This window comes from Desulforegula conservatrix Mb1Pa (assembly GCF_000426225.1).
Taxonomy (GTDB): domain Bacteria; phylum Desulfobacterota; class Desulfobacteria; order Desulfobacterales; family Desulforegulaceae; genus Desulforegula; species Desulforegula conservatrix.
In genome coordinates, this window is record NZ_AUEY01000065.1 from 1 (window position 1) to 23048 (window position 23048).

The 23048-nt window shown below is 44.5% G+C and carries 19 protein-coding genes; 8 read left to right on the forward strand and 11 right to left on the reverse strand.

Annotated features, from left to right (window positions below; all coding sequences use genetic code 11):
- On the forward strand, window positions 1–203 hold a 203-nt coding region (locus K245_RS28605; protein WP_198013914.1), incomplete at its 5' end, for a transposase.
- 222 nt (window positions 204–425) lie between these two features.
- Here the strand turns inward: K245_RS28605 and K245_RS0116915 are convergent.
- Window positions 426–1325, reverse strand: coding sequence for an alpha/beta hydrolase (locus K245_RS0116915; RefSeq protein ID WP_027360184.1), 900 nt, complete (start codon window positions 1323–1325; stop codon window positions 426–428).
- 1 nt (window position 1326) lies between these two features.
- Window positions 1327–1977, reverse strand: coding sequence for a PAQR family membrane homeostasis protein TrhA (gene trhA / locus K245_RS0116920; RefSeq protein WP_027360185.1), 651 nt, complete (start codon window positions 1975–1977; stop codon window positions 1327–1329).
- Window positions 1978–2243: 266 nt separating this feature from the next.
- Between trhA and K245_RS0116925 the strand changes: the two genes are divergently transcribed.
- Window positions 2244–2993 carry a zinc ribbon domain-containing protein gene (locus tag K245_RS0116925; RefSeq protein ID WP_232223846.1) on the forward strand — a complete coding sequence of 250 codons (750 nt, stop codon included), beginning with the start codon at window positions 2244–2246 and terminating at the stop codon, window positions 2991–2993.
- Between the two features lie 18 nt (window positions 2994–3011).
- Here K245_RS0116925 and K245_RS0116930 read toward each other — a convergent pair whose 3' ends face one another.
- The 9 genes from K245_RS0116930 to K245_RS0116970 all read right to left on the reverse strand — a co-directional run bounded on the left by K245_RS0116930 (window position 3012) and on the right by K245_RS0116970 (window position 13682).
- Window positions 3012–3980: a class I SAM-dependent methyltransferase gene (locus K245_RS0116930; protein ID WP_027360187.1), complete on the reverse strand. Its 969-nt coding sequence runs from the start codon at window positions 3978–3980 to the stop codon at window positions 3012–3014.
- 126 nt (window positions 3981–4106) lie between these two features.
- Window positions 4107–5759, reverse strand: coding sequence for a diguanylate cyclase (locus K245_RS0116935; protein WP_027360188.1), 1653 nt, complete (start codon window positions 5757–5759; stop codon window positions 4107–4109).
- Window positions 5756–6148 carry a response regulator gene (locus K245_RS0116940; protein WP_027360189.1) on the reverse strand — a complete coding sequence of 131 codons (393 nt, stop codon included), beginning with the start codon at window positions 6146–6148 and terminating at the stop codon, window positions 5756–5758. The genes K245_RS0116935 and K245_RS0116940 overlap by 4 nt, the downstream gene beginning before the upstream one ends.
- A 130-nt stretch (window positions 6149–6278) precedes the next feature.
- Window positions 6279–8483, reverse strand: coding sequence for a hybrid sensor histidine kinase/response regulator (locus K245_RS0116945; protein ID WP_027360190.1), 2205 nt, complete (start codon window positions 8481–8483; stop codon window positions 6279–6281).
- A 23-nt stretch (window positions 8484–8506) separates the two neighbouring features.
- A complete protein-coding gene (locus K245_RS0116950) occupies window positions 8507–9982 on the reverse strand; it encodes a CheR family methyltransferase (RefSeq protein WP_027360191.1) in 1476 nt (491 codons plus the stop codon).
- Window positions 9979–11046, reverse strand: coding sequence for a chemotaxis-specific protein-glutamate methyltransferase CheB (cheB, locus tag K245_RS0116955; RefSeq protein ID WP_027360192.1), 1068 nt, complete (start codon window positions 11044–11046; stop codon window positions 9979–9981). The genes K245_RS0116950 and cheB overlap by 4 nt, the downstream gene beginning before the upstream one ends.
- Complete coding sequence (locus K245_RS25035; protein ID WP_051284274.1) at window positions 11046–12731, reverse strand: methyl-accepting chemotaxis protein; 1686 nt, start codon at window positions 12729–12731, stop codon at window positions 11046–11048. The genes cheB and K245_RS25035 overlap by 1 nt, the downstream gene beginning before the upstream one ends.
- Window positions 12732–12756: 25 nt before the next feature.
- Window positions 12757–13167 (reverse strand): hypothetical protein, encoded by a 411-nt coding sequence (locus K245_RS0116965; RefSeq protein WP_027360193.1) that lies wholly within the window; start codon window positions 13165–13167, stop codon window positions 12757–12759.
- Window positions 13164–13682 (reverse strand): chemotaxis protein CheW, encoded by a 519-nt coding sequence (locus K245_RS0116970; RefSeq protein ID WP_027360194.1) that lies wholly within the window; start codon window positions 13680–13682, stop codon window positions 13164–13166. Before K245_RS0116970 ends, K245_RS0116965 begins: the two co-directional genes overlap by 4 nt.
- 636 nt (window positions 13683–14318) lie before the next feature.
- Between K245_RS0116970 and K245_RS0116980 the strand changes: the two genes are divergently transcribed.
- The 6 genes from K245_RS0116980 (at window position 14319) to K245_RS0117005 (ending at window position 22842) form a co-directional block, all read left to right on the forward strand.
- On the forward strand, window positions 14319–14600 hold the full coding sequence (locus K245_RS0116980) for a hypothetical protein (RefSeq protein ID WP_027360195.1): 282 nt from the start codon (window positions 14319–14321) through the stop codon (window positions 14598–14600).
- The gene (locus tag K245_RS25040; protein WP_051284276.1) at window positions 14597–16168 is read left to right on the forward strand and encodes a B12-binding domain-containing radical SAM protein; all 1572 of its coding nucleotides are present in this window, start codon (window positions 14597–14599) and stop codon (window positions 16166–16168) included. Before K245_RS0116980 ends, K245_RS25040 begins: the two co-directional genes overlap by 4 nt.
- A 181-nt stretch (window positions 16169–16349) precedes the next feature.
- Window positions 16350–16880: a metallophosphoesterase gene (locus K245_RS25045; protein ID WP_051284278.1), complete on the forward strand. Its 531-nt coding sequence runs from the start codon at window positions 16350–16352 to the stop codon at window positions 16878–16880.
- Window positions 16881–17074: 194 nt separating this feature from the next.
- Window positions 17075–19852 (forward strand): outer membrane protein assembly factor BamB family protein, encoded by a 2778-nt coding sequence (locus tag K245_RS0116995; protein WP_027360196.1) that lies wholly within the window; start codon window positions 17075–17077, stop codon window positions 19850–19852.
- A 25-nt stretch (window positions 19853–19877) separates the two neighbouring features.
- Window positions 19878–21524, forward strand: a complete 1647-nt coding sequence (locus K245_RS0117000; RefSeq protein WP_027360197.1) for a PQQ-binding-like beta-propeller repeat protein — start codon at window positions 19878–19880, stop codon at window positions 21522–21524.
- A 25-nt stretch (window positions 21525–21549) separates the two neighbouring features.
- Window positions 21550–22842, forward strand: coding sequence for a fibronectin type III domain-containing protein (locus K245_RS0117005; protein WP_198013915.1), 1293 nt, complete (start codon window positions 21550–21552; stop codon window positions 22840–22842).
- Window positions 22843–23048: the final 206 nt, after the last annotated feature.

Consider the following 23048-nt stretch of genomic DNA (forward strand, 5'->3'; position numbering starts at 1 on the left):
TGCCTCCATATTCACCAGAACTTAATCCCGTTGAGCATCTTTGGGATGAGCTTCGTGAAAAATATTTCCATAACAAGGTTTTTGACAGCATTTTTTCTCTTGAAAAACACTTGGAATCATCATTGCTTTCAATGGAGCTTGACCAGCAAAAAGTCAGATCTATTGTTGCGTGGCCATGGATAATTAATGCACTTTTGAAATAGATTTGGTATAAAGCCTCGTCAGGAGAAAAGAGAAGTTTAAGAATCCGGATTTCAATGCCTTCAGGAGTTTCAGGAAAACCACCCGGAAGGCTGTCCATATGATGGGCAAGACGACGATAGATTGTATCTGGCATTTTTTCCCTTAAGTGACAAAGATGGATTTTTTGAAGAACTCTTTCTTATAAGGTATTCAGCCAGCCGGAGCAAAGAATTTCAGGAATATCAGTTCAAGGTATCAACGAGACAGCAAGCCTCAAGAAATGATTCCACTTCTTTGAAAACCTCGTTGCCAATGTCTCCGCGAACAATTCCATGCAGATTATGATCAATCCATGAAAAATGTTTTTTGTCAGAGCCAAGCAGCTTGAATATGGCAGGTCCGCTTTCAGGTGCGACTTTTGGATCTTCCTTTGCCTGTATTACAAGAGCCGGAATCCGGATGTTTTTTAAAGATCTGCGGACTTTTCGCATCAGGCTCTTAACCTGAACAAAGGCACTGACCGGACATCTGAGATAGTTTATATGTGGATTGTCGGCGTGATTTGTTACAAATTTTTTTGCATGCTTGGCCATGTTGATGGACTCGCATAGCTGATTAAAGCCGTTCAGAATTTCAGCAAAATTGGATGAAAAGCTCTTGAATTTGAATGGAGCGCTGACTGCGATCACTGCCTCGAAAGCGTCCGGCTTCAGGATTACGGATTGCAGGGCAAGCCCTGCTCCTGTTGAAAAACCTGCCACAACAATCTTTTTACAGCATGTTCTAAGGATTGCGTGACCCCGGTCGACAGAATCAATCCAGTCTTTATATGTGCGAACAGAAAGATCGGCAGAGGATGTTCCGTGGCCTGAAAGCCTTGGCGCATATACTGTCAGGCCTTTTTTATGAAAAAAAACCGCCCATTCCCTTACTTCCTCAGGAGCGGCCATGAGTCCGTGGATCAGAAGAACTCCTGTTTCTGATAGAGGCGAGTGCAGAAAATATGGAGTCCCGATGGATTTGGGCTTGCTTTCAGCAGGAGTAAAATTCTTTTTATATTCTTTTTCAAACAGAGCCAACTCAGACTCCAGCAGAGTTGCTGTTGTCTGAGAGAGGTCTGAACCCGTATAAGCTATGCTCATTTTATGCGCCAAGCTCAAAATATACCCTGTAAATCATTGCGTAGTGGAGAACTCCGCCGATCAGAACCATTACATGAAAGAGTTCATGGAAGCTGAAAATACCAGGAATAATTCTTGGTTTTTTGATGGCGTAAATAATGCCACCAAGCGTAAAAGCAGCGCCGCCAGTAAACAGAAGAATTTCCTGGGTTACGGACATTTTTTCAAGCATCTGATTGATGGTGAAAAGAGCTGACCAGCCCATTGCCAGATAGATGGCTGCGTAAAGCTTCCTCGGCGCCCTTGGAAAAAAAAGCTGGGAAATAACGCCAAAGCCCACAAGACCCCACTGAAGGCCAATCATCGACCATTTATAAGCCCCATCCATGCAAAAATAGCAAACAGGCGTATAAGTACCTGCAATCATAAAAAAAATTGCAATACGATCCATTTTTCTCCAGAAAGAGACTTCATTATCCTCTTTTTTAAATGCATGATACAGCGAACTTGCACAGAAAAGGAAAACTACAGAAATTCCATAAATAAGTGCGGTTACCAAGCCTGATGCTGAATAGCTCGCTACTTTAGCCAGATAAACAGTGCCAACTGCGGCAGCTATCATTCCTGCAAGATGAGAATAAAAATTGAAAAGTTCCTGGGTTTTGACTTTCATGGGCGTCTCCTTTGGAGAAAAAACATAATCATAAATCTTTAATACTTGTGTTAACAAATCCGTTTTTTTAATGACCATCTAATAAGCGATCTGTGTTTATTTTACAATAACCATCTATTATTTTTACATATCTGACACAAGATTTAATCTTTGCTCGTTCTTGAATTAGAATTGACATTGCAGTTAAAATCTTGATCTGACAAATACCTTTCAGTAAAGTGAAAGTAATTTTTTCTATATTTTTCACATTCAGACAGGATGATTCCATGGAAATGAAATGCCCGAAATGCGGAGCAGCCAGAACCCAAGAAGCATCTGAATGTATCAGCTGCGGAATAATATTTGAAAAATACCTGAAGGCCTCGTTAAGGAAAGAATCTGATACTTCAATGGACGTTGAAGAGGAAAATGAGCCTGTAAATTATTTTGATATTGCAAGAGAGCTTCTTTTTTACGTCAAACAAGAGCCAGATCATACATTTCTTATTATCAGGGCTGTATTCTTTCTGTTTATGATCTTTTTGGGAATCAGATTCATATTTTCATCATTAACAGATGAATATTTGATGAATACATTCTGGCACCTCGTAAACCTTCCGTTCCACGAGGCAGGACATATTTTTTTCAGGTTGTTCGGGAGATTTGTAACGTCTTTGGGAGGCACTCTCGGACAGCTCCTCATGCCCCTGATCTGTATGGGAACATTCATCATAAAGACAAGAGACACTTTTGCGGCTTCATTCTGCCTCTGGTGGTTAGGCCAGAATTTTATTGATATATCCCCATATATAAATGATTCAAGAAGTCTTTCCATGCCTCTGCTCGGAGGCAACACAGGCATGGATTCGCCATATGGATTTCATGACTGGGAATTCATACTCAAGGAATCAGGCCTGATAAGATATGACCATGCCATAGCCCTTTTATCCCTTAATACCGGCAAATTTCTTATAATCCTTTCTTTGATCTGGGCTGGATATCTGCTTTTGAAGCAATACAGAAGTACCGCTACATAAAGAAGCGCAGACCAAACTCTACACCTTGATTTTCCAGCACCTGTGAATCATTTTTCTCGGAGTTATATAATCCTCAGGGATTGTTTTGGAGGTTATTTCATCAACATCGCTTATTTCCAGATCACCTATGGAAAGTTCGAAGTTCTGGTGATTAGTAGAAAAGAATATGGTCGATCCCCTGCGCATTAGGGCAACCACTTCCCTTAAAAGCCCAGGATGATCCTTTGAAATATCGAATTCATAGTTTCTGGATACGATGGTCGAATATGATGGAGGATCGACAACAGCAAGATCGAATTTCGCTTTCTCGTGCTTTGCCCTTCTGAGAAAATCAATGGTATGGGCCTGGACAAGCAGATTTCCCCTCTCAGGAATTTCATTCAGCTCGAAATTATCCCTGCACCAGTTTATGGCTGTTTCTGCCCTGTCAACTGATACGGTTGTGCGTGCTCCGCCTTTTGCCGCATAGCATGAAAATGTGCCAGTGTAGCAGTAAAGATTCAGAAAATCCTTGCCAGCAGCCATTTCACGAACCATCTGCCTTGTGTTTCTGTGATCGGAAAAAAGTCCTGTATCCACATAATCATAGGGATTTACATAGAATTTCAAATCCCTTTCAGACACAATGATTTTTCTGTTTGTGAAATTCAGGCGCTGGTATCTCTGGCCGCCCTGTTTTCCTGCTTTTCTTTCTTTCAGGTGGACAAAATCAAGGGGAACCTCAAGCGCCTCTGCCACAGCTTCAGCCATTATGGGCAGCCATTCAGGCACTGTCTGGAGTCTTGTGTATTCACCAATGACAAGATGGCCTGCATACCAGTCGACCACAGCGCGGATCTCGGGAATATCCCAGTCATAAAGCCTGAAAACCTCAATATTCTGCTTTGCATAGCGCTTGCCTATGTGCTTGAAACGCTTTTTCACCTTGTTCGCCAGCATATCAGCCTGGTTCATGAACTTTGTAATCTGGCTTTGATCGAGGGCCATTTTGAATCTCCTGTAAAATCAAATTTGATTCAGAAAACACAGGATGACCTTATAAGGCAAGGGGTTTTTGATTTTTCAGGGAAAGAAGTCATTGCTGATCATCATAAATCGGCCAAGGGTTATAAACTACACTTGGCTGGGGGCAGTAGCAATGCGGTCTCTTCCGCAATGTTTGGCAGAATAAAGAGCCTCATCAGCTGCATTGCATAGTTGTTCAATCTCCGGATATGAAGAAAGTGATGCTACTCCGCAACTGAAAGTCGATGAGAAGGTGGTCTGTCCTACAGTAAAACAAATTGAGGCGAAATTCTTCCTGAGCTGATCGAGTATACTTGCAGCTTCATTAATTGGGCATCCTGGCAGAATCACGGCAAATTCCTCCCCGCCATAACGACCGATTATGTCTGTCTTGCGAAGCCGCTGTTTCAGCATGCGGGCCAGGGTAACTAGAACCTGGTCTCCCACGGGATGTCCGTATGTGTCATTGACTTTTTTGAAATGATCTATGTCTATCATGGCAAAACAGATATTTTCATTATGTTGCCTTGCCCGTTCTGCATGCATGGACAGATATTCCTTGATGGTGCTGTGGTTATATAGGCCTGTCATGCTGTCTTTGACCATGTAGGAACGGAGAAGCTTCATCCTTTCTGCCCGGACAGACACTGCTGAGATCAGATGATGGGGCTTTATGGGCTTGACCAGAAACTCGTCCCCGCCCATTTTTCTTGCATCGAAATGAAGATCAATGTCTGTCTCGCTGGAAAGAAATACTATCGGAATGCTTATATAAGTTTCCATCTGGCGGATAGCCTTGGCAAGTTCCATTCCGTTGCATCCGGCCATATACATGTCCATAAGGATCAGGTCTGGTTTGAACTCCGAAAGTAATGACAGGGCCTGCATCGGATCATTAAGAGTGCGGGTCTCCATGCCGACTTCCCTGAGTATGGACGAATACATTTCAGACAGATACGGATCATCATCCACGATCATTATGCGGTTAGGCTCTGGTTCCTCTCTTGTGGTCAAATCATGCAGCGTAGAACATAAGATCGAAGGGTTGGCAGGTTTTACGAAATATGCGCTGGCTCCTGCTCGCACAGCCGCTATGCGTGCGGCAAGATGACTATAGGCAGAGATAAAGACAACAGGTATAGCCTCTTTTCGTCCTGCCATTATATGTTTTATGACATCAGCACCTCCAGTCTCAAGATCATGGTGAACCATATCCATGACAATGGCATCAGGAGGCTCGGTACATGCTGCCTTACGGAATTTTTCCAGATCTACGAAAGATTTGACCTTGAAACCGAAACAGCCTATCTGGGTAGCCAGATTGGAACACTGGATAGGATCATCTTCGCACAGGTATACGATTACTTCCCTGTCCAAAAGAATTTTGGCCGGAGCCAGGGCAAGACTTAAATTTTCTACGCATTCCGGTTCATCTGCCGAGATACAGGAAATCTCGCGTTCTATAATTGCAAGATGTTCTTGCATCTGCCTTGGCCATTGATCAGATGGCGAAAAAGTGTCTTTTAGCGCTGTCTTCACCAGTTGCTCGCCTTTGTCTGCCTCAATGCTCAAATTTTTCAGGCCAAATGAAGCTGCAGTGCCTTTAAGCGTATGGATTTGGCGGTGAAGGTCTTCTAATTTATCGTTGGCAGTGATGTCATGTGCCTCCAGGGCCTCTCTTATTTTATTTATCTGCGCAGGGAGCTGATTTATGAATGCCTTTTTCAGATTCCGCAGGCGTTCTGTGGCTGAAGGTTTCATTTAGTCTCCTTTGCCTCTGCTTTTGAAATAAGCGCCTTAATCAAACTGGGCAGGGCTTCCTGCATATTTTCGTCCTTGGCGAGAATAGCGTCTATATAAGGATGATCAGAGAGTAAAGCTTCGGGGTCTTCACCTGTGAGCAGCAAAAAGGGCTGATTAAAGCCGTTTTGCCTCAGTTCCTCAAAAAGTTCAGCGCCGTTGATTAATGGCATATTCATGTCAGAAACGATGATTTTAATCGATGGATCGACCGATATTTTTTCCAGGGCATCAATACCACCATCCGCCATAATGACTTCAAAACCGGCTGATTCGAGGGCCATTCCTATAAGCTCTGCAGCGAATGAATCATCATCAACCACAATTATTCTGTTTTCTGCTTCTTTCATCGGATTCCTGACCATCTCTTTAGAAAAATCATTTGTATTTTGAGCATGCAAAATATGCAAGATGCATCCTATATCTAAAAATCAGAATTGTTTTGAAAAATGCAATATGAATTCATATGTTTCATTCCCCTTATCCGCCTATGAGATTTCTGATCGTGTCCAAAAGATTGGACTGGTCAAAGGCTTTTTTGACTATATATGCATCTGCGCCTGCCATAATTCCTCTCTTTTTGTCAATATCCTTTTCCAGAGAGGTTACGATGATTATCGGTACACTCAGATAGCGAGGATCGCTGCGCAGTTTTTCGGTGAGGGAAAACCCGTCAAGCCGAGGCATCTCCACATCGGTGATAATCAGGTCATAGATGGTGTTGCGAGTCTTTTCCAGGGCCTCCTGACCGTCATCTGCTGTCTCGACTGTGTAGCCGTAAGCTTCGAGAATGCTTTTTTCTATCTCTCTGGTATTTATGGAATCATCCACAACAAGGATCAAGGAACCTTCAGTCTTGGCCGCACCTTCGGAAACAGGGGCGGTCGACTCTCCGGCAAGCCGCATTAGTTCGGGGACGTGGAGTACATTTATTATGCTGTTTCCCTGACCTATTGTGCCTCCTGTGACAATACGCAGCTGCTTGAGATACTCTGGCAAGGGCTTGACAACCATTTCCTCTCTTCCCAGAATTTCATCCACAAGAAGCCCAAACTTGTTTTCTCCATCCCTGACCACCATAAGAGTAGCATTTTTTAACACTAAGCTGTCTCCTTCAAGTTTCAGGATTCCGGCCAGTCTTTCCACGGGTATGATCTGTTCGCGCAGGCGAAAGGCCTGTTTGCCGACTATTTCAATGATGTCGTCTTGTGAAACTGTGAGCATTTCGACGATGGATGTTTCCGGTAGAGCCATTGCCATGCCTGCTGCCTGAACAATGAAGAGGGGACAAACAGCGAGATTCAGGGGCAGGTGCAAAAAAAATGAGGTTCCTTTTCCCTGCTGAGTCTCTATGGTAACAGATCCTTTGAGTTCATTCACTATATTCTGGCGGACAACATCCATGCCCACTCCCCGGCCTGACAGATCGGTTATGATCGGGCTTGTGCTGAAACCAGGCAGAAAAATAAGGTTATTTATCTCAGCCCTCGACATGTGTTCAAGGGTTGCCGCATCGAAAAGATGCCTCGAAAGGGCTTTGTTACGGATCTTTTCCTGATCAAGCCCTCTGCCGTCGTCGTGGAGTGCTATGGTTACGCCTCCTCCATGATAGAATGCGGTCAGCTCTATTCTTCCTTTGGGAGATTTGCCTGACCTGATCCTTTCCACCGGGGGTTCAAGGCCATGATCCAGAGCATTGCGAATCATGTGCAGGAGAGAATCACCTATGCGTTCACATATTTTTCTGTCAAGTTCGGTGTCACCGCCAGTAATGATAAAATCGACTTCCTTGTCAAAATCCCTGGCCAGATCCCTGACGTTCCGGGTCAATGGTTCGAAGACCGTTGATAAAGCAATCATGCGGAGTTCCAGAGTCGCATCCCGAAGCTCTCCAAACAGATGCTCCTGCATTCTCACTCCGTCGCCAATGATCTGGATTGCCTGGCGCAGATTGTTTTGAGCAGTTTCATAGTTTTCAACGATTCGCCTGGGATTTTCCGATTCCTGTATATCATGATCCAGTATTGCCAGGGCTGAGTCAATATCTTGGGCTGTTATCCTAAAAGTATCTTGTACGTTTTGAATATCCATCCTGAAACGATTGTGATCCGAGATAATCTCCCCCATCAAGCGGATCAGTTCGTCCAGTTTGCCTGCATTGACCCTAAGATACTCAGTCTGGCCGCTGCCGGGCCTGGTGGAATGATTAACCACCTGTTTTTCCTGATCTGTTTCATCGGTTTTTTCATCTATTTGTTCTGCGACAGAAGTCACAGGCTCTGTACCAGAATAATCAGGATCACATATGGCTTTTTTTTTCAGTTCATAGCATAGATCCGCCGGTGCCGCAGGCGATTCATGGCCAGTATTGATCTGGTCGAGCATGGCAGCAATAGAGTCTACACATTTCAAAAGCAGTTCAAATGATCCTGTTGTCAAACTTACCCTGCCACCTCTTACAGCATCAAGCAAATCCTCCATTCCATGGGCCAGTTCGCCTATGCCTGAAAGCTTCATCATCCGCGCCGAACCCTTTATGGTATGGGCAGAACGGAATAGAGAATTTACGGTGTCGCTATCCAGGGGCGATTTTTCAAGGACAAGCAGGCCTTCGGTGAGCCTGGCGCAATGCACTCTTGCTTCATCCACAAATCTTGCCAAAAATTTGGAGCGGTCAATGGCCATGGTCTTGTCCGATTCCTGTCCTGTCAGGTCTTTTTCAAAATGCCGATTTTATGTCGACATACAACCAAAAATTGTTGAGCATTGAAAGTCAATGGAAAATATTTTGTGCCTAGTTCAGATATAGCTCCATTGCTCAGTATTTCGAGGGCAGTCTGGTATCCTGCAATTGCCCTTTTGTTTTCACCCATGAGATGGGTTATTCCCGCCAGATAAAAATGCGCGGGCCAGCATAAGGAGTCAAGATAAACTGCTTTCCTGAAATGCTTTAGCCCTGCTTCGTTCTTTCCTGTCTGATGAGCTATGATTCCAAGCATAAGGCAGGCTGAAAGGCAAAGAAGATCATGCTTGAGGGCTTCATTGCACGCGCTTTGCGCCTCATCGAGACGATGGGCGTCAATAAGCAGGCTGGCCCTTAATGCATGGGCGTTTACAAAGCCTTGGTCCTGACTGATAATCTTATCAAGCACCGACAATGCCAGATCCGGTCTCTCTGCCTGGGCGTGTTCCAGGGCGTCATCAAAAAGGCTTTTGATATTAATCTTTTCAAAATGCTTATCTGGCTTTTCAGGTTTTTTTAATTGCTCTGGCTGCCTTGTATTCTTAGTTATTAAAGGACGAACCGCCTCAGGTTCTTTTCTTCTATGGTGTCTGCGGTCTCTTGAAAGAGTGCCGGGCAGTTTACGGTAGACAAAGAGGCCGTTCATCTCAACCAGGGCGAGTATTCCTAAGTCATGGTGCATGGTTTCTGTCGCGCTTACTATCAAATAACCACCTGTGTTGAGACAGTCGGCAAGGCGGGCGAAGATTTCCTCCTGCACCTGGGCTGGAAAATATATGGACACGTTCCTGTAAAATATGATGTCCGAGTTCTGCATGACCGCCGGATAGATACTGCTGCGCAGATTGGCCGTCTGAAACGTAACCTGGTTCATTATTTGTTTTTTTACACGGAATGTTCCTGCTTCAGCCTCCTCGAAATATCGTTCAAGATATATATGATCCATGCCTCTGAAGGAATATTTGCCGTATATGCCTTTTATGGCTTTAGATATGACGGACCCATCTATATCGACTCCAACAATGTTAAAACGCTGCATGCTTTCAGATCCAAGGATATCATTCAGCAGCATGGCTATGGAATATGGCTCTTCTCCTGTTGAACAGCCAGCGCTCACAATTTTTATCTGGGCATTTGGGCTGTCGTTCATAATTTCCGGAACCAGGCGCTTCATCATCAGGCTGAGATATTCTGATTCCCTGAAAAAATAGGTTTCGTTTACAGTCAGAAGCTCCACCAGACTGTGCATCTCGTCAGGATTCCGTTTGAGAAGGGCAATATAGTCCATGAGGGAATCCATTCTGCGATAAGCCATGCGATTGATCAGCGCTGTGTGCAGGGATTGACCACGGCCGCTATCAAAGGAAAACCCGCATATTTCAAGGAGAAGGGCCTTGAAAGGTTCTAATTGAATATCGCTTATCTCTGGATTGGCGTTCACTTTAGCTCACCATTGTTAAGACCCACAAGCCTTATCAGAACACCTGGAATTTCATTAAGGGACAGCACATTCTCTACCGCGCCTTGCTTGATGGCTATTCCGTTCATTCCGAAGACAACCGAACTTTGTTCATCCTGCGCAAGGGTCGCGCCACCCACTGTTTTTATCGAATTTATCCCGGAAACTCCGTCACTGCCCATACCGCTCAGTATGACTCCCACTGAGTTTTTTCCGAATGCTTCGGCCACGGAACAAAGAAGAGTATCGCATGAAGGGTGGTACATCTGATTTGACGTTTCTTTGGAAAGGCATATTAAGCCCTGGCTGTTGATTCTCATCGAGAATTCCGAAGGGTTAAGATAAACATGACCCGGCATGATTCTATCTCCATCAATAGCAGGCATAACGGTCAGGGCCGTGCAGGTATTGAGCCATTCTGTTATTCCTTCTGTGAATCCTGCTGCAACATGCTGGGCTATGACTATGGGGGTCGGGAATGAGGCCGGAAGCTGTGAAAGAATTGCGCTTATGGCCTGGGGGCCTCCGGTGGACGCGGCAATTGCCACTATGCTCCTGAACTGAGAGTCCTGCTTTTGCAGAGTCATGATTTTTGCTGGCTCCGGCGTTTTGATTTTACCTTTTTTAAGCATGGAAATATGGTGTACCGCTACATCCACGCCTGCAAGTATTTTGATCTTTCTGATCAGCGTGGCTCCATCATCCAGAGTGATATCCGATTTATCCAGAATATCCAATGCTCCTTTTGTTACTGCCTTAAAGGCCATGCGCACTCCGGAGAGGGCCGTAACAGCCAGAATAGGCATAGGACACTGACCCATTATTCTCTCGATTGCCTCAAGCCCGTTCAATACAGGCATGTCTATGTCCATTGTCACAATGTCCGGTTTTAAACTATTGGCCTTGTCAACGGCCTCGAGGCCGTCTTTGGCTTCACCTATGACGCGCAGATCCGGGTCCGAAGAAAGAATATCTATCAGTATCTTCCTCGCCAGTTGGCTGTCATCAACGATCAGCACCCGTATAATCTTGCCGGACCTTCTCATTATTCTTTTTCCTGCTGGCTATGGCTGCTTTGTCTGGACTCGTCTATCTTGAATGTATTGACGAGGGTCTTGAGTCTGCCTGCCATTTTGGCAAGTTCGCCTGCCACGATACTCGATTCCCTGGCCGATGTGGTGGAATGTCTTACTCCCTGATCTATATCCTTGATGGCGATCAGCACCTGGCTGCTGGCTATCTGCTGTTGCTGGGTGGAGAGGGAAATCTGTCTGGCCGAATCAGTGGCTTCCTCCACACCGTTCACCATATTCATCAGCATGGATACGGTCTGTTTTGAGGATTCCTGTCCTTCCCTCATCATGACAGATGTCTTTTCAGATGACATTACCAGTCTGTTCACAGAATCAAGAATTTCGGTGATCTTGCCTTCTATTTCCATAGTGGAGGCAACAACGCTGTCTGCCAGCCTGCGAATTTCCACTGCCACCACTCCGAAGCGTTTCCCCACTTCACCTGCGCTGGCTGCTTCCAGGGCCGCGTTAAAAGCAATCAATTTGGTCTGGTTGGCTATGTTGTTGATGATTTCCATGACCTTGGTGATCTCTTTTGATTTGCGCCCAAGTGAGACTATTTCGGCCAGATTGGACTGCATTCCTTGATTGATGAGGTCGATTTTTTCTGTCAGGTGTTCAACCTCGGATGCGCCATTTCTGGTGTCCGCGAGTGTCTGATCTGCACGTGAAACCACGCTCTGGCTATGCTGCGCTATCTGGCTTGCAGAGGATGACAACTCTTCCATGCTCGAAGTAATCTCAGCCACTGAACTCGCTAACTGGGCCGCGAAGCTGGACTGATGGTGCATGTTTGAGGAAATTGTACCTGCATCGACGTTCAAGGCATTTGTTACTTCTGAAACCATGATTATGCTGTGGTGAAGCTTGTCTATCAGTTCATTGAACCAGGCTGCAAGTTCGCCAATCTCATCATTTGATGTCACTGGCACAGAGATTCTAAGATCGTTATCAAAGGCCTTCATGGCCCTGGTCATAGCAGAAATAGGGCGAGATATGAAGCGGTTGAGTAAATAGGCTGTGCCTGACATGAAGAATAAGGCCACGGCAAGGGTTATACAAAGTTCAAGAATGATGGTGGAGATGACATCTTTGTTGATTCTGGCCTTTCTACTTGCAACCGCCTCGTCTATGTCGTCGACATAGAGTCCTGTCGAAACGATCCAGCTGTAACGAGGTATAGCCTTTGCGAAGGTAATCTTGGGCCGCATAATCTCCTGCCCCGGAATCTTCCATGAATGTTTCAGGAAGCCTTCACCCTTTTCACGGCAGATTTTTGTGAGCTCACCGATTATATTCAGTCCCTTGGGGTCCTTGAGATTGCTTAGATCCTTGCCGTTAAGGGCCGGATCAGGATGGTAGATCATGACATTATTATAATCATGAATCCATAAGTAGCCTTTATCGCCGTAGCGCATGACCTCTATGGCTTTCTTTGCTTCATCTTCGGGAAGTGTGGAAATAAGATTTGCGGCAATCTCAACGTAACCCTTGATCTGGGTTTCCCTTTCTGAAAGAAGGGTTTCCTTGTATGAATCAGCTCGTTCTATTCCTTTGCGGATTGTATCCACGGCTGAAATCGCAGTGACTATCAGAGCCGTCATAACCACCGATACAGTGATGAGCCCAAGCACTTTGTTGCGCAATGTTATTTTCATTTATGTCTCCTTGGATATGCGGCCTTCATTGTGACGCAATCAAATTATTGATTGAAATTCTGTCAAAATTTACCATAAAAAACAATCGTCCGTTTCGGGATAAAACACCCCAGATGCCTTTTGAAAGAAGAAATGGTTCTATAAAGGCCGGGAAAGGGGAAATTTCATTTAAACCAACAGCAGCAATTTCTTCGATGTCATCTATGGAAACCCTGAATTCTTCGTCATCTGAAGTATGGACTATGAGGGATACCTGCTCATCCTTTTCAGGGGAGATCTCCCATGGCAAATTCCGAAGCGTATCTACGTTTTGTACCGTGGTTTTAACGGTCTTGCTTATCTGCTCGGCAGGAGCACCGAAATATATGCCACCGGCTGAAAAAAGCAGCAGGGTTATTGTCCTGGACTGAGTCTCAGCTAATCCATTAGCGTTCATGGAGTAGCCATAGATGACAGTTTTTTGATATCCAGAATGGGCACGGTCTGATCAGGTAATTCGACGGATCCGGTAACCAAATCACGAAGAACTCCTGTCAAGGTTGGAAGCGTGGGTTTGATGCTGCCTACTGGTACATCAAGAACATCCTCGACACTGTCCACCATTACTCCTGACCGGAATGATTCATGCTGAATCATTACTATCATTCCTTTGCCATGTTTTGTACTCTGGCCGCCAAGGAAAAGACTGATGTCAATGGCTGCCTCTATGTCTCCCCTGACATTTATAAGTCCCGGAATATAATTCGGCAGAAATGGGACTGGAAATATCTCCCTTCCTGAGAGAATCTCCAGTACATTGCTTCCGTATAAGGCGTAATCCTGACCGCCAGCCTTGAAGATAACCATTTTAACCTGTTCTTCTTCTACATCAACTATCTTCCGGGATCTAAAAGACCGCTTGATCTCGGATAGGACATCTTCGCTCCTGAATTGGTTGTCTTGTGCTTCCATATCGCCTCTCTGAGCTTGTTATCCTTAATGGGAAAATGCGTCCGCAGATGGCCAATTACACTGACTTGTATATTGATTTAACCCTATTGAGAAATTTGTAAACCATGATTTTCATTACATTCTTTTTTGTTAACTCATATTAAGGGTGATCAGAAACGCTACAGAATTGCTTTGGTCACGATTATTGATCCATATGCTACCTTGTAGAACCAAATTGCCATGCTACTTAAGGCACGGAAATTATGCTAAAATGTAATATATTATGATGCAAACCTCAAAGAGGAATTATAACATACGCTTAGCTGTGTCGATAAATAAGGGGGGGGGCGCAGCGGTGCTTTTTGATAAATTAGTCATGGATGGTGTGTTGAAACGGACAAACGCTCACACGGATTGCCAATATGAGCAATTAGAAGCGTGTGAGGGTAAAACATGAATTGATAAATAATATAGAATATGAAATTCGAAATAAGGCCTTGAGCAGATTATTGGGTTTTTAAAGCAAGGAAACATGGGATACTGAAACCAATTCTTACCGTTGCGGCAAGCCTGTAAATCTGATAGCAGTATCGTGCATATTGGAATATTGCTTGATAAATATCTAAAGCTTGGCCTGAAGATTTGAAAGGGGAAGTCATGGCAAAAAAAGTATCGGAATATTTTGAGGAAAACAGGGACGGGGACACTGTTATCCTTGTTGGTCATGGGGACATGAATTTTTTGTGGCTTGAGATGACGGAAGGCCAGCTCATGCTTTTCGACTACTTCGAAGGCCTGATATCCGAGGAACCATCGGATTATGACGTGGAGCAGCTCGTGGTTGACTGGCTAAACGAAATACACGCAGATCCTGAGACCGCCAATGACGTTATATTTTTTACTCCTGTACACAGAAATGGAAGATTTGAAGTAAAATGAAAATAGCACTTGCAGCGCCCACCTATCCACTCAAGGAAGCGCCATCTCCTCCGCTCGGCCTATGTTATGTGGCAGCGGCATGTGAGGCGGCCGGAGCAGAAGCGAAAATATTCGACTACATAGTCAGAAAATATTCCTTTGAAAAATTGAAATCAGAGATGCAGGAATTCATGCCTGATGTCTTAGGCGCAACTTCCGTCACCATGAGTTTTCTTCCGGCTGTTACAATAATTCAGGATGCGAAAAAGGTTAATCCCGAAATCATAACCTTTATGGGCGGGCCGCACGTTTCGTTTGATGTTAAAAACACCCTTGAAAAATATCCTGAACTCGACCTCATCGTGATCGGAGAAGGAGAGGAAACCCTTAAAGAGCTTATTCCTGTAATTAAAGACAGAAACGAGTGGAAAAATATCCGGGGAATAGCCTTCATGGAAGATGGGGAGGTTTTTTTCACCGGATCAAGGCCGCTTATTGAAAATCTTGACACACTTCCGCTTCCTGCAAGACATCTTCTTCCTCTGTCCAGATATCAGGCTCTTGGCTTTCCTGTCAGTATTATCACGAGCCGTGGATGTCCCAATAAATGCATATTCTGTCTTGGCAGAAAAATGGTGGGTTTCAAGGTAAGGCACAGATCCCCGGAACTTGTGGCTGATGAAATAGAAGAAATCATGTCATACGGTTTTGAGATGATAAATATTGCAGACGACCTTTTCACTGCCAGCAAGGAAAGAGTAAAAGAATTCTGCAAGGTGATAACAGAAAGAAATCTTAAATTCGCATGGTGTATTTTTTCAAGGGTAAACACCATTGATGAAGAACTTCTTGAAATAATGAAGGCTGCCGGATGTATTGCAGTCAGCTTCGGAATCGAGTCAGGCTCCCAGGAAATGCTCAAAAGGGTCAGAAAAGGAATAACTCTTGATCAGGCCAGAAAAGCTGTGGAAGCGTGCAAGAAAACAGGTATGAGATCCCACGCCTCTTTCATGGTCGGTCTTCCAGGAGAAAGCCTTGAAACCCTCGAAGAGACAAGAAAATTCCAGCAGGAACTCGGTATTGAATATGGCTACCATTTTCTATGCCCGTTTCCTGGAACGACAGTGCGTGAGGATCTTTCTGAATACGATCTTGAAATTCTGACTGATGACTGGAGCAGATACGACGCGGACAGCCCGATTGTCCAGACATCTATGCTTAAGCCAGAGCAGATGGAAGCCTTTGTCGAAGAATCATACAAGGAAATAAGGGCTGACTGGGACAAGCTCAAGGCAAGGCACGAAAAAGGCGAAGCACTTCCGGAAGAGATTCTCCAGATAGAAGGCTACAGAAAAATGGAGTTTATCTTCAAGGTACTGTCGGATGATCTTCTCGAAAAACATGGGAATCAGACAGGAGAAACAGACGAGGCTTATAAAATGATGATTTCTGAAATTTCGGCAGAGACAGCGGAAACATCCGAATATACATCCTCAATCATTGATATGATGATGGATAAAGGTCTGATCAGGAAAAAAACTGAAAACAATTCGACAATATTTGAATGGACTCATAATAACAGGCAGTAATCTCAAGCAAAATGTCTTTGCATGGAACTTTGAAAAGCTCCTAAAAGTCACTTTTTTGTAAAAAAGCTTCGCAAAAAACTTTTGGGTTTTGATGAACTAAAACGCCGGGGTTCAGTAAGCATTTGAGCTCCGGCTGGCAATACTAAATCAAGAATATTTCTCATTTTTCAAGGCTGGAAATATGAAAATTGCCATCATGAGCGACACCCATGACCACATAGCAAATCTGAGATTTGCATTTGCTGAAATCAGAAAACACGGCGCAGAGGCCATAATCCACTGCGGCGATTTTGTCTCTCCTTTCATGGTGGAAGAGATTGCCTCTCTCGGGCTGCCGGTCTTCGGCGTATTCGGAAACAACGACGGAGACAGGGTTAAACTTGTAAAAAATGCTTCGGAATGCGGTGTTCCTTTTATTTTTCATTCAGATGTCGCAAGATTTAAACTTGATATATGCAGGATTGCCGCCACCCATTTCATGGAAACAGCAGAAGATCTTGCGGCATCAGGGCTGTATGATCTTGTCTGTTTTGGCCATACACACAGGTTTTATGAAAAAAAGATCGGAACCTGTCTTCTTCTAAATCCCGGCGAGATGATGGGCAAAAAAGAAGAAATCAGCTTTTGCATATTCGACACAGCTTCCGGAGAATCCATTCGTATCCCCCTTCCCACGCCCCATGTATATGACAAAGAGCGTTCCTGGGCATAACTCCGTTTTTTAACGGCGATCAAAGTCGTATTAAGGCCTAATTCGTATAGGTTATGTCTTTTTTTATCATTGCCATAAAGTTGTTTTTGTCTTTTACTGTTGATTATTATTGTTTTTAGCATTTGCATAGTGGTATATTTTCCCGCCATTTCAACACGCCAATGGATTTAATACTAATAATCAAGAGGTTATACATGAAGCTCAGGATATGTTGTGAAAAGCTGTTTCTGCTTTTTGTCGTTCTTTTTATATTTGGATGTAACAGCAGCGGAGGAAGTGGGGCTCAGGACGGAAGGGATACGGATGCCCCTTCTGTTCCTGCTAACCTGTCTGCATTTAATTCTGATTCTGTGGTTCAGATCTCATGGGCAGCGTCCACAGGCGATACAGCAGTCACAGGTTATAAAATATACAGAAACGGAGTCTACCTTGCTTCTTCATCCACAACCTCGTACACGGACTCAGACATTACAACTGCAAAACAATATTGCTATACCGTTTCAGCCCTTGATTCGTCTGGAAATGAATCTGCCAGTAGCGTATCAACCTGCGTTGACACTTCAAATGGCAGGGTGAAATGGCGCTTCAGGTTAGAATCTCATATAAAGAGTGATCTGGCCATGGCTGGAGATGGAACTGTTTATGCCTCGGACGGAAGCTTTCTCTATGCTATAAATCCCGATGGGAATCTGAAATGGAAGTATTCGCCTGATGTGGAAATTTCATCACCTCCTGTCGTCACTAATGACGGCTCCATCTGCTTCAAAACAGAATTATTTCTTTATGTCTTAAAAACTGACGGAACTCTTAAATGGAAATTCGAAACATCAAGGATCAATTCTTATGACAGTTATCAAGGATTTATAGCCTCAAGCACGGATGGAACTATATATGCAGTAGCATCAGATTCTCTTTATGCAATAAATCAGGATGGAACACTTAAATGGCAGGTATCAGGCCAGGCCTCAAACATTGCCATAGATCAGGGAGGGTCAATTTATACCCAGAGTTATGGCTATGGCCTACGCTCTTTCTTTCCTGATGGCACTCCCAAATGGCAACAATCATCTTATGGAACAGCCGGTACTTACCAGAATGCTTCCTCTCCTGTCATAGGCAGCAAAGGAACGGTTCTTGTGTCTGTTCATCATGATTACGCGCACGGCGTTCCTGAGTATAATAATTTTTATGCTCTCAAGTCAGATGGTACAGAACTTTGGCAGAACAGTACGGATCGCATCTTTGGAACCCCTGTAACCGGTGCGGACGGAACCATTTATGCTTGCACTCATACTGATGGCGGAAACGTACTTGTCTGTGCTCTGAATGAGGATGGAACTCCAAAGTGGAAAAGTGACGCAAATGATTACATCATGCGCTCCCTAACGGTGGATGCAGACGGGACTGTATATATAATGACAACAGATGGTTATATGAATGTCATCGGCAATGATGGCGCGCTGAAATGGAAAAGTCAGACCGGCGCTTCATATAGCTCTCCAGCCATAGCCAATGACGGCACAATATATGTCGGATCACTTGATGGCTTTATTTACGCAATTTCGTCCGATAGCCCTGGGCTGGCCAGCGGCAGCTGGTCGAGACCCCTTGGCGACAACTTAAATTCCTGCAGTTTGATGGAAAAAAAGGCAGACACTGTACCTCCTTCCGATCCTGTCAATGTAACAGCGTCTGCAACTGCGTCATCGATGATCAAGATAGACTGGGATGCATCTATAGACTCCCTGAATCCCGTAACAGGCTACAAGGTTTTCAGAAACGGGGAATATATCGGGTTAAAAGGCCGGAATTTCACCGATTCAGGCCTGAATTATTCAACAAAATACTGTTACCAGATTTCAGCTGTGGATGCTGCCGGGAACGAATCCGCAAAAAGCCCAGAAATATGCGCAACTCCGCTCCAGCCAACAGAAGGCGTGCTGAAATGGAAGTACAGAACTAACGGGGTTCCATCCATAGGGCAGGATAGCTCGATAATAGTGTGGTCAGACTATAGCCGTTTTGCTCTTAATCCTGACGGATCAGTAAGATGGAGTTATCCGACCGGCGTGGATGGATATAGATCTTCAATTGGATCAGACGGAAGTATTTACACTGGTGAGATGCTTGCTTTTTATCCGAATGGGAATGAAAAATGGAGATATGAAGATCCTTCGGCATATGCCAGCCCTTCCATTTCAAGTAATGGAATCCTTTATGTGCCAGGCGACAATGCCTTCTGGGCAGTCAATCCTGACGGATCTCTTAAATGGAAGTACGAGGAGGACAATTCTGGCGGATATCTTGTTTCATTCCGTTCATCATCGATAGCTTCGGACGGAACTATTTATTCTCCAAGTTACAGCGGATTTATGTATGCATTTAACCCTGATGGAAGCGTAAAATGGAAATACCAGACAGATATTTATGCTTATTACAACGATTCCCCTGCAATCGGGCCGGATGGAACTGTTTACGCGACGGATTATGAGAACGGTCTGCTGGCCATCAATTCCGACGGAACCCTGAAATGGAAAATCAAGCCAGATGACACAACCATGGATTTCCCGGTGATAGGTTCGGATGGAACCATTTATTCTAACGGAACCAGCGGTTATTTTTATGCCATCTCCCCTGCTGGCCAGATCAAATGGAGATACCATGATAGCGAAACCAATTTTTTTAACTCCACAGTCATAGGTGCTGACGGAACTCTGTATGCAGGAACATCCGGAGGAAATCTTCTTGCCCTGAGACCAGATGGAACCCTGAAGTGGAAGTATAAGGCTGGGACTGGTTCTATTAATCCATTTGCCATTACTTCCGACGGCACGCTTTATTTTGGAGCGCAAGGAAGTTCCGCAACAGAAACAGGTTTTCTATGCGCCATTCAGACAAGCAGCATGGGTCTTGCTTCAGGAGGCTGGCCAAAGATTCATCATGACAATCAGAATACCGGACGGATGCCTTGACGATATTTAGAATAACCGGAGAAAAATGAAAATCGAACCATTCTTCAAAAAGTGGGCGTTGCTATTTTTTCTGCTGATCTTGTTTGGATGCAATAGCAGCAGCGGAGGCGAAAATCCCCCTGAAGCGAAGGACACTGAAAATCCTTCAAGACCTTCTTCTTTGGATCATTCCGCCATATATTCAAACAAGGTGTCTCTTAGCTGGCCTGCCTCTACTGACAACGTTGGAGTTTCAAAATACAGGATTTACAGAAATGGTTCCTTGATCGCAGAAATCACCTCGACTTTGACTTTATATACTTCATATATAGATTCTTCTGTAACAGATCCGGCGCGTTACTGTTATTCGGTTTCAGCGCTTGACGAGGCAGGAAACGAGTCTGAGAAAAGCCCGGAAACCTGTTTTGATGGTCAGGTGCTAATTGATGCTGAACCTCCATCAAAGCCTTCCGGATTAACGGTAAGCGTTTCCAAAAATTCTGCAAAGCTGGAATGGACAGCATCAACTGATAATGTGGCTGTTACAGGATATTTTGTTTACAGAAACGGTCGATTCATTGATTATACCCAGGATACGAAGTTCACCGATAATGATATCGCGGAAAACTCAAAATACTGCTACTCGGTGTCAGCCCGGGACATGAGGGGAAACGAATCACCGGGAACCGAAGCGTGCCTGAACACGTCAGCCGAAAGAATAAAATGGTATTTTGAAACTTCATCATATGTGGTTGGAAATGTTGGGGTAGTTGCAGACGGAACCGTATTTGCCGCTGACGAGAACAGGCTCTATGCAATTGATCCGGAAGGAAGGGAAAAATGGCGTTATACTCCTGAAGAAGGAAATGAGTATGGCTCTCTATTAATATCACCCACTGGCTCAATCTATTTACTGACAACAGAAAATCTTTATTCAATAAATTCCGACGGGCTTCTTAAATGGAAAAAATCTGTAAGATGCGGATCTCTCATCGCGGGTTCAGAAAACGGAACAGTATTTGTTTCTGACTGTGATTCCATCTACGCTTTTACCAAGGATGGAAGCACAATATGGCAGAAAAATATGCCGGGAAGCCTTGTTTATGGATCTGGCAAAACCGACATGGAGGGCAATCTTTATCTTATTGAACCAGGCTTTTTGATGGCGATCGCATCTGATGGCACTGAAAAATGGAAGGCAGGTAATCTCGGGCAGGCTGAAATGCTTAACAGACAAATTGCAGTAAGTCCTGACGGCAACATATACATATCATCGTTTTCACCTCCACCTGGCATGACAGAAACGCTTTATTCATTTTCAAAGGGCGGCACTCTCAAATTTACCAACAGTTCTATGGGCTACAAGCCTCCAATCGCCATAGGTGCAGATGGAATTGTGTATATCGGCGCAAAATCAGACAGTCTTGCTGCGCTTAATCCTGACGGCTCAATCATATGGGAAACAAAAGGCGCATATCCCTCGGCTGGCGTGCCTCCTTTATCTCTATCGGTCGGGAAAAACGGAGGGCTTTTGTTGGTAGACTCTAATAGCGGATACCTGAGAACCTTCAAACCGGATGGAGCTGCTGATTGGATATTTTTTACAGGTATTTCAAGAACGATTGCTTCAGTATCTGCTGACGGAACAATCATTACCGGATCTGAAAAAGCAATATATGCACTCAAACCTTAACTTTAATATGATTCGGGAGACTGTCGTGAAACACAGTCACTTAATGAAGTTCATTTTTCTTTTATTTATGCTCATAACTGTTTTTGCCTGTAACGGCAGCGGAGGCGGCGGTGACAAACCAGATGAGAGGGACACCCAGAGTCCTTCAAAGCCGGAAAATGTAAGCGCGCCCGAGGTTTCACCCGGAAGAGTTGCTTTAAGCTGGCCTGCGGCGTCCGACAATACTGGAGTCGCAAGATACAGGATTTACAGAAATGGTTCCATGATGGCCGAATCCGGCGGGACTTCATACATTGACACCGCCATTCCTGATCCCGGAAATTACTGCTATGCTGTTTCAGCCATAGATGAAGCTGGAAACGAGTCGGAGCAGAGCCGGTCAACCTGCGTCGATGTTCCTCCTCAGCCTGATACAGAGCCTCCTTCTGTTCCTTCAGGTGTTTCTGCCTCTGTTACAGATTCCGGAGTAAAGATTACCTGGGCAGCATCTATCGATAACAAGACAGTCGCAGGATACAGGGTGTTCAGGAACGGAGTGAAAATTTCGGAAGCTACAGATACATCTTTAAGCGATTCCTCAGTTTTACCTGAAACAAGGTATTGCTATACAGTTTCCTCATTTGACGCTTCTGGCAATGAATCAGCTAAAAGCGTTGAAAGCTGTGTTGACTCACCTGCCGCAAGAGATGTCCAGCCTCCTTCTGTTCCTGCAAATCTGAGGCTGGTTTCTTCAGCATCCTCGCACGACCTTTCATGGTCCGCATCATCAGACAATGTCGCTGTTGCAGGATACAAAATATACAAAAACGGTGCTCATCATGCGACGGTCACATCCACTTCATTTTCAGATACCGGTGTTTCAGGGGAAGGGCAGGTTTGCTATGCCATTATGGCCTTTGACTCTGCCGGAAACGAATCACAAATGTCTGATCAGGCCTGTGCGGCTTCCGTTTCAGGAAAGACAAAATGGAAAGTTGAGATTGATGATCAGATAAATACAAGTATGGCTCTTTCAAATGATGGAACCCTGTATCTCATCACATCTAAAGGCACCCTTTATGCCATAGCTTCAGATGGAACCATAAAATGGAAATATTTCAAGGAAGACGAACAGGATCCATTTTCAAAGTATGCCCCTGTGGTAAGTAATGGCGGAACTGTATACTGGGGGGCAAATCAATATCTTTATGCTAATAATGCTGATGGAACTCTGAAATGGAAAAAGATCATCAATTCATCGAATGGCATTTATGACACTACGCCGGTGATCAACGACAGTTATAAATCCCCCCTGACGACAATTAGAATTCCCGCTTAATGCAAACCCGGTTATCCAATGTTGTGATATGGAGGATCATTGGATGATCACTGACAATCAGGTGAAGAAATTGAAGAAAAATTTAAGCGCGGGAAAAAGCCTTGTAATCTCGGCATTGCAAGCTGGCATGGATGAAAAGACAGCGAGGAAATACAGGGATCTGGACAAGCTGCCGAGCGAGCTGAAAGCATCCAGTGATAGGTGGT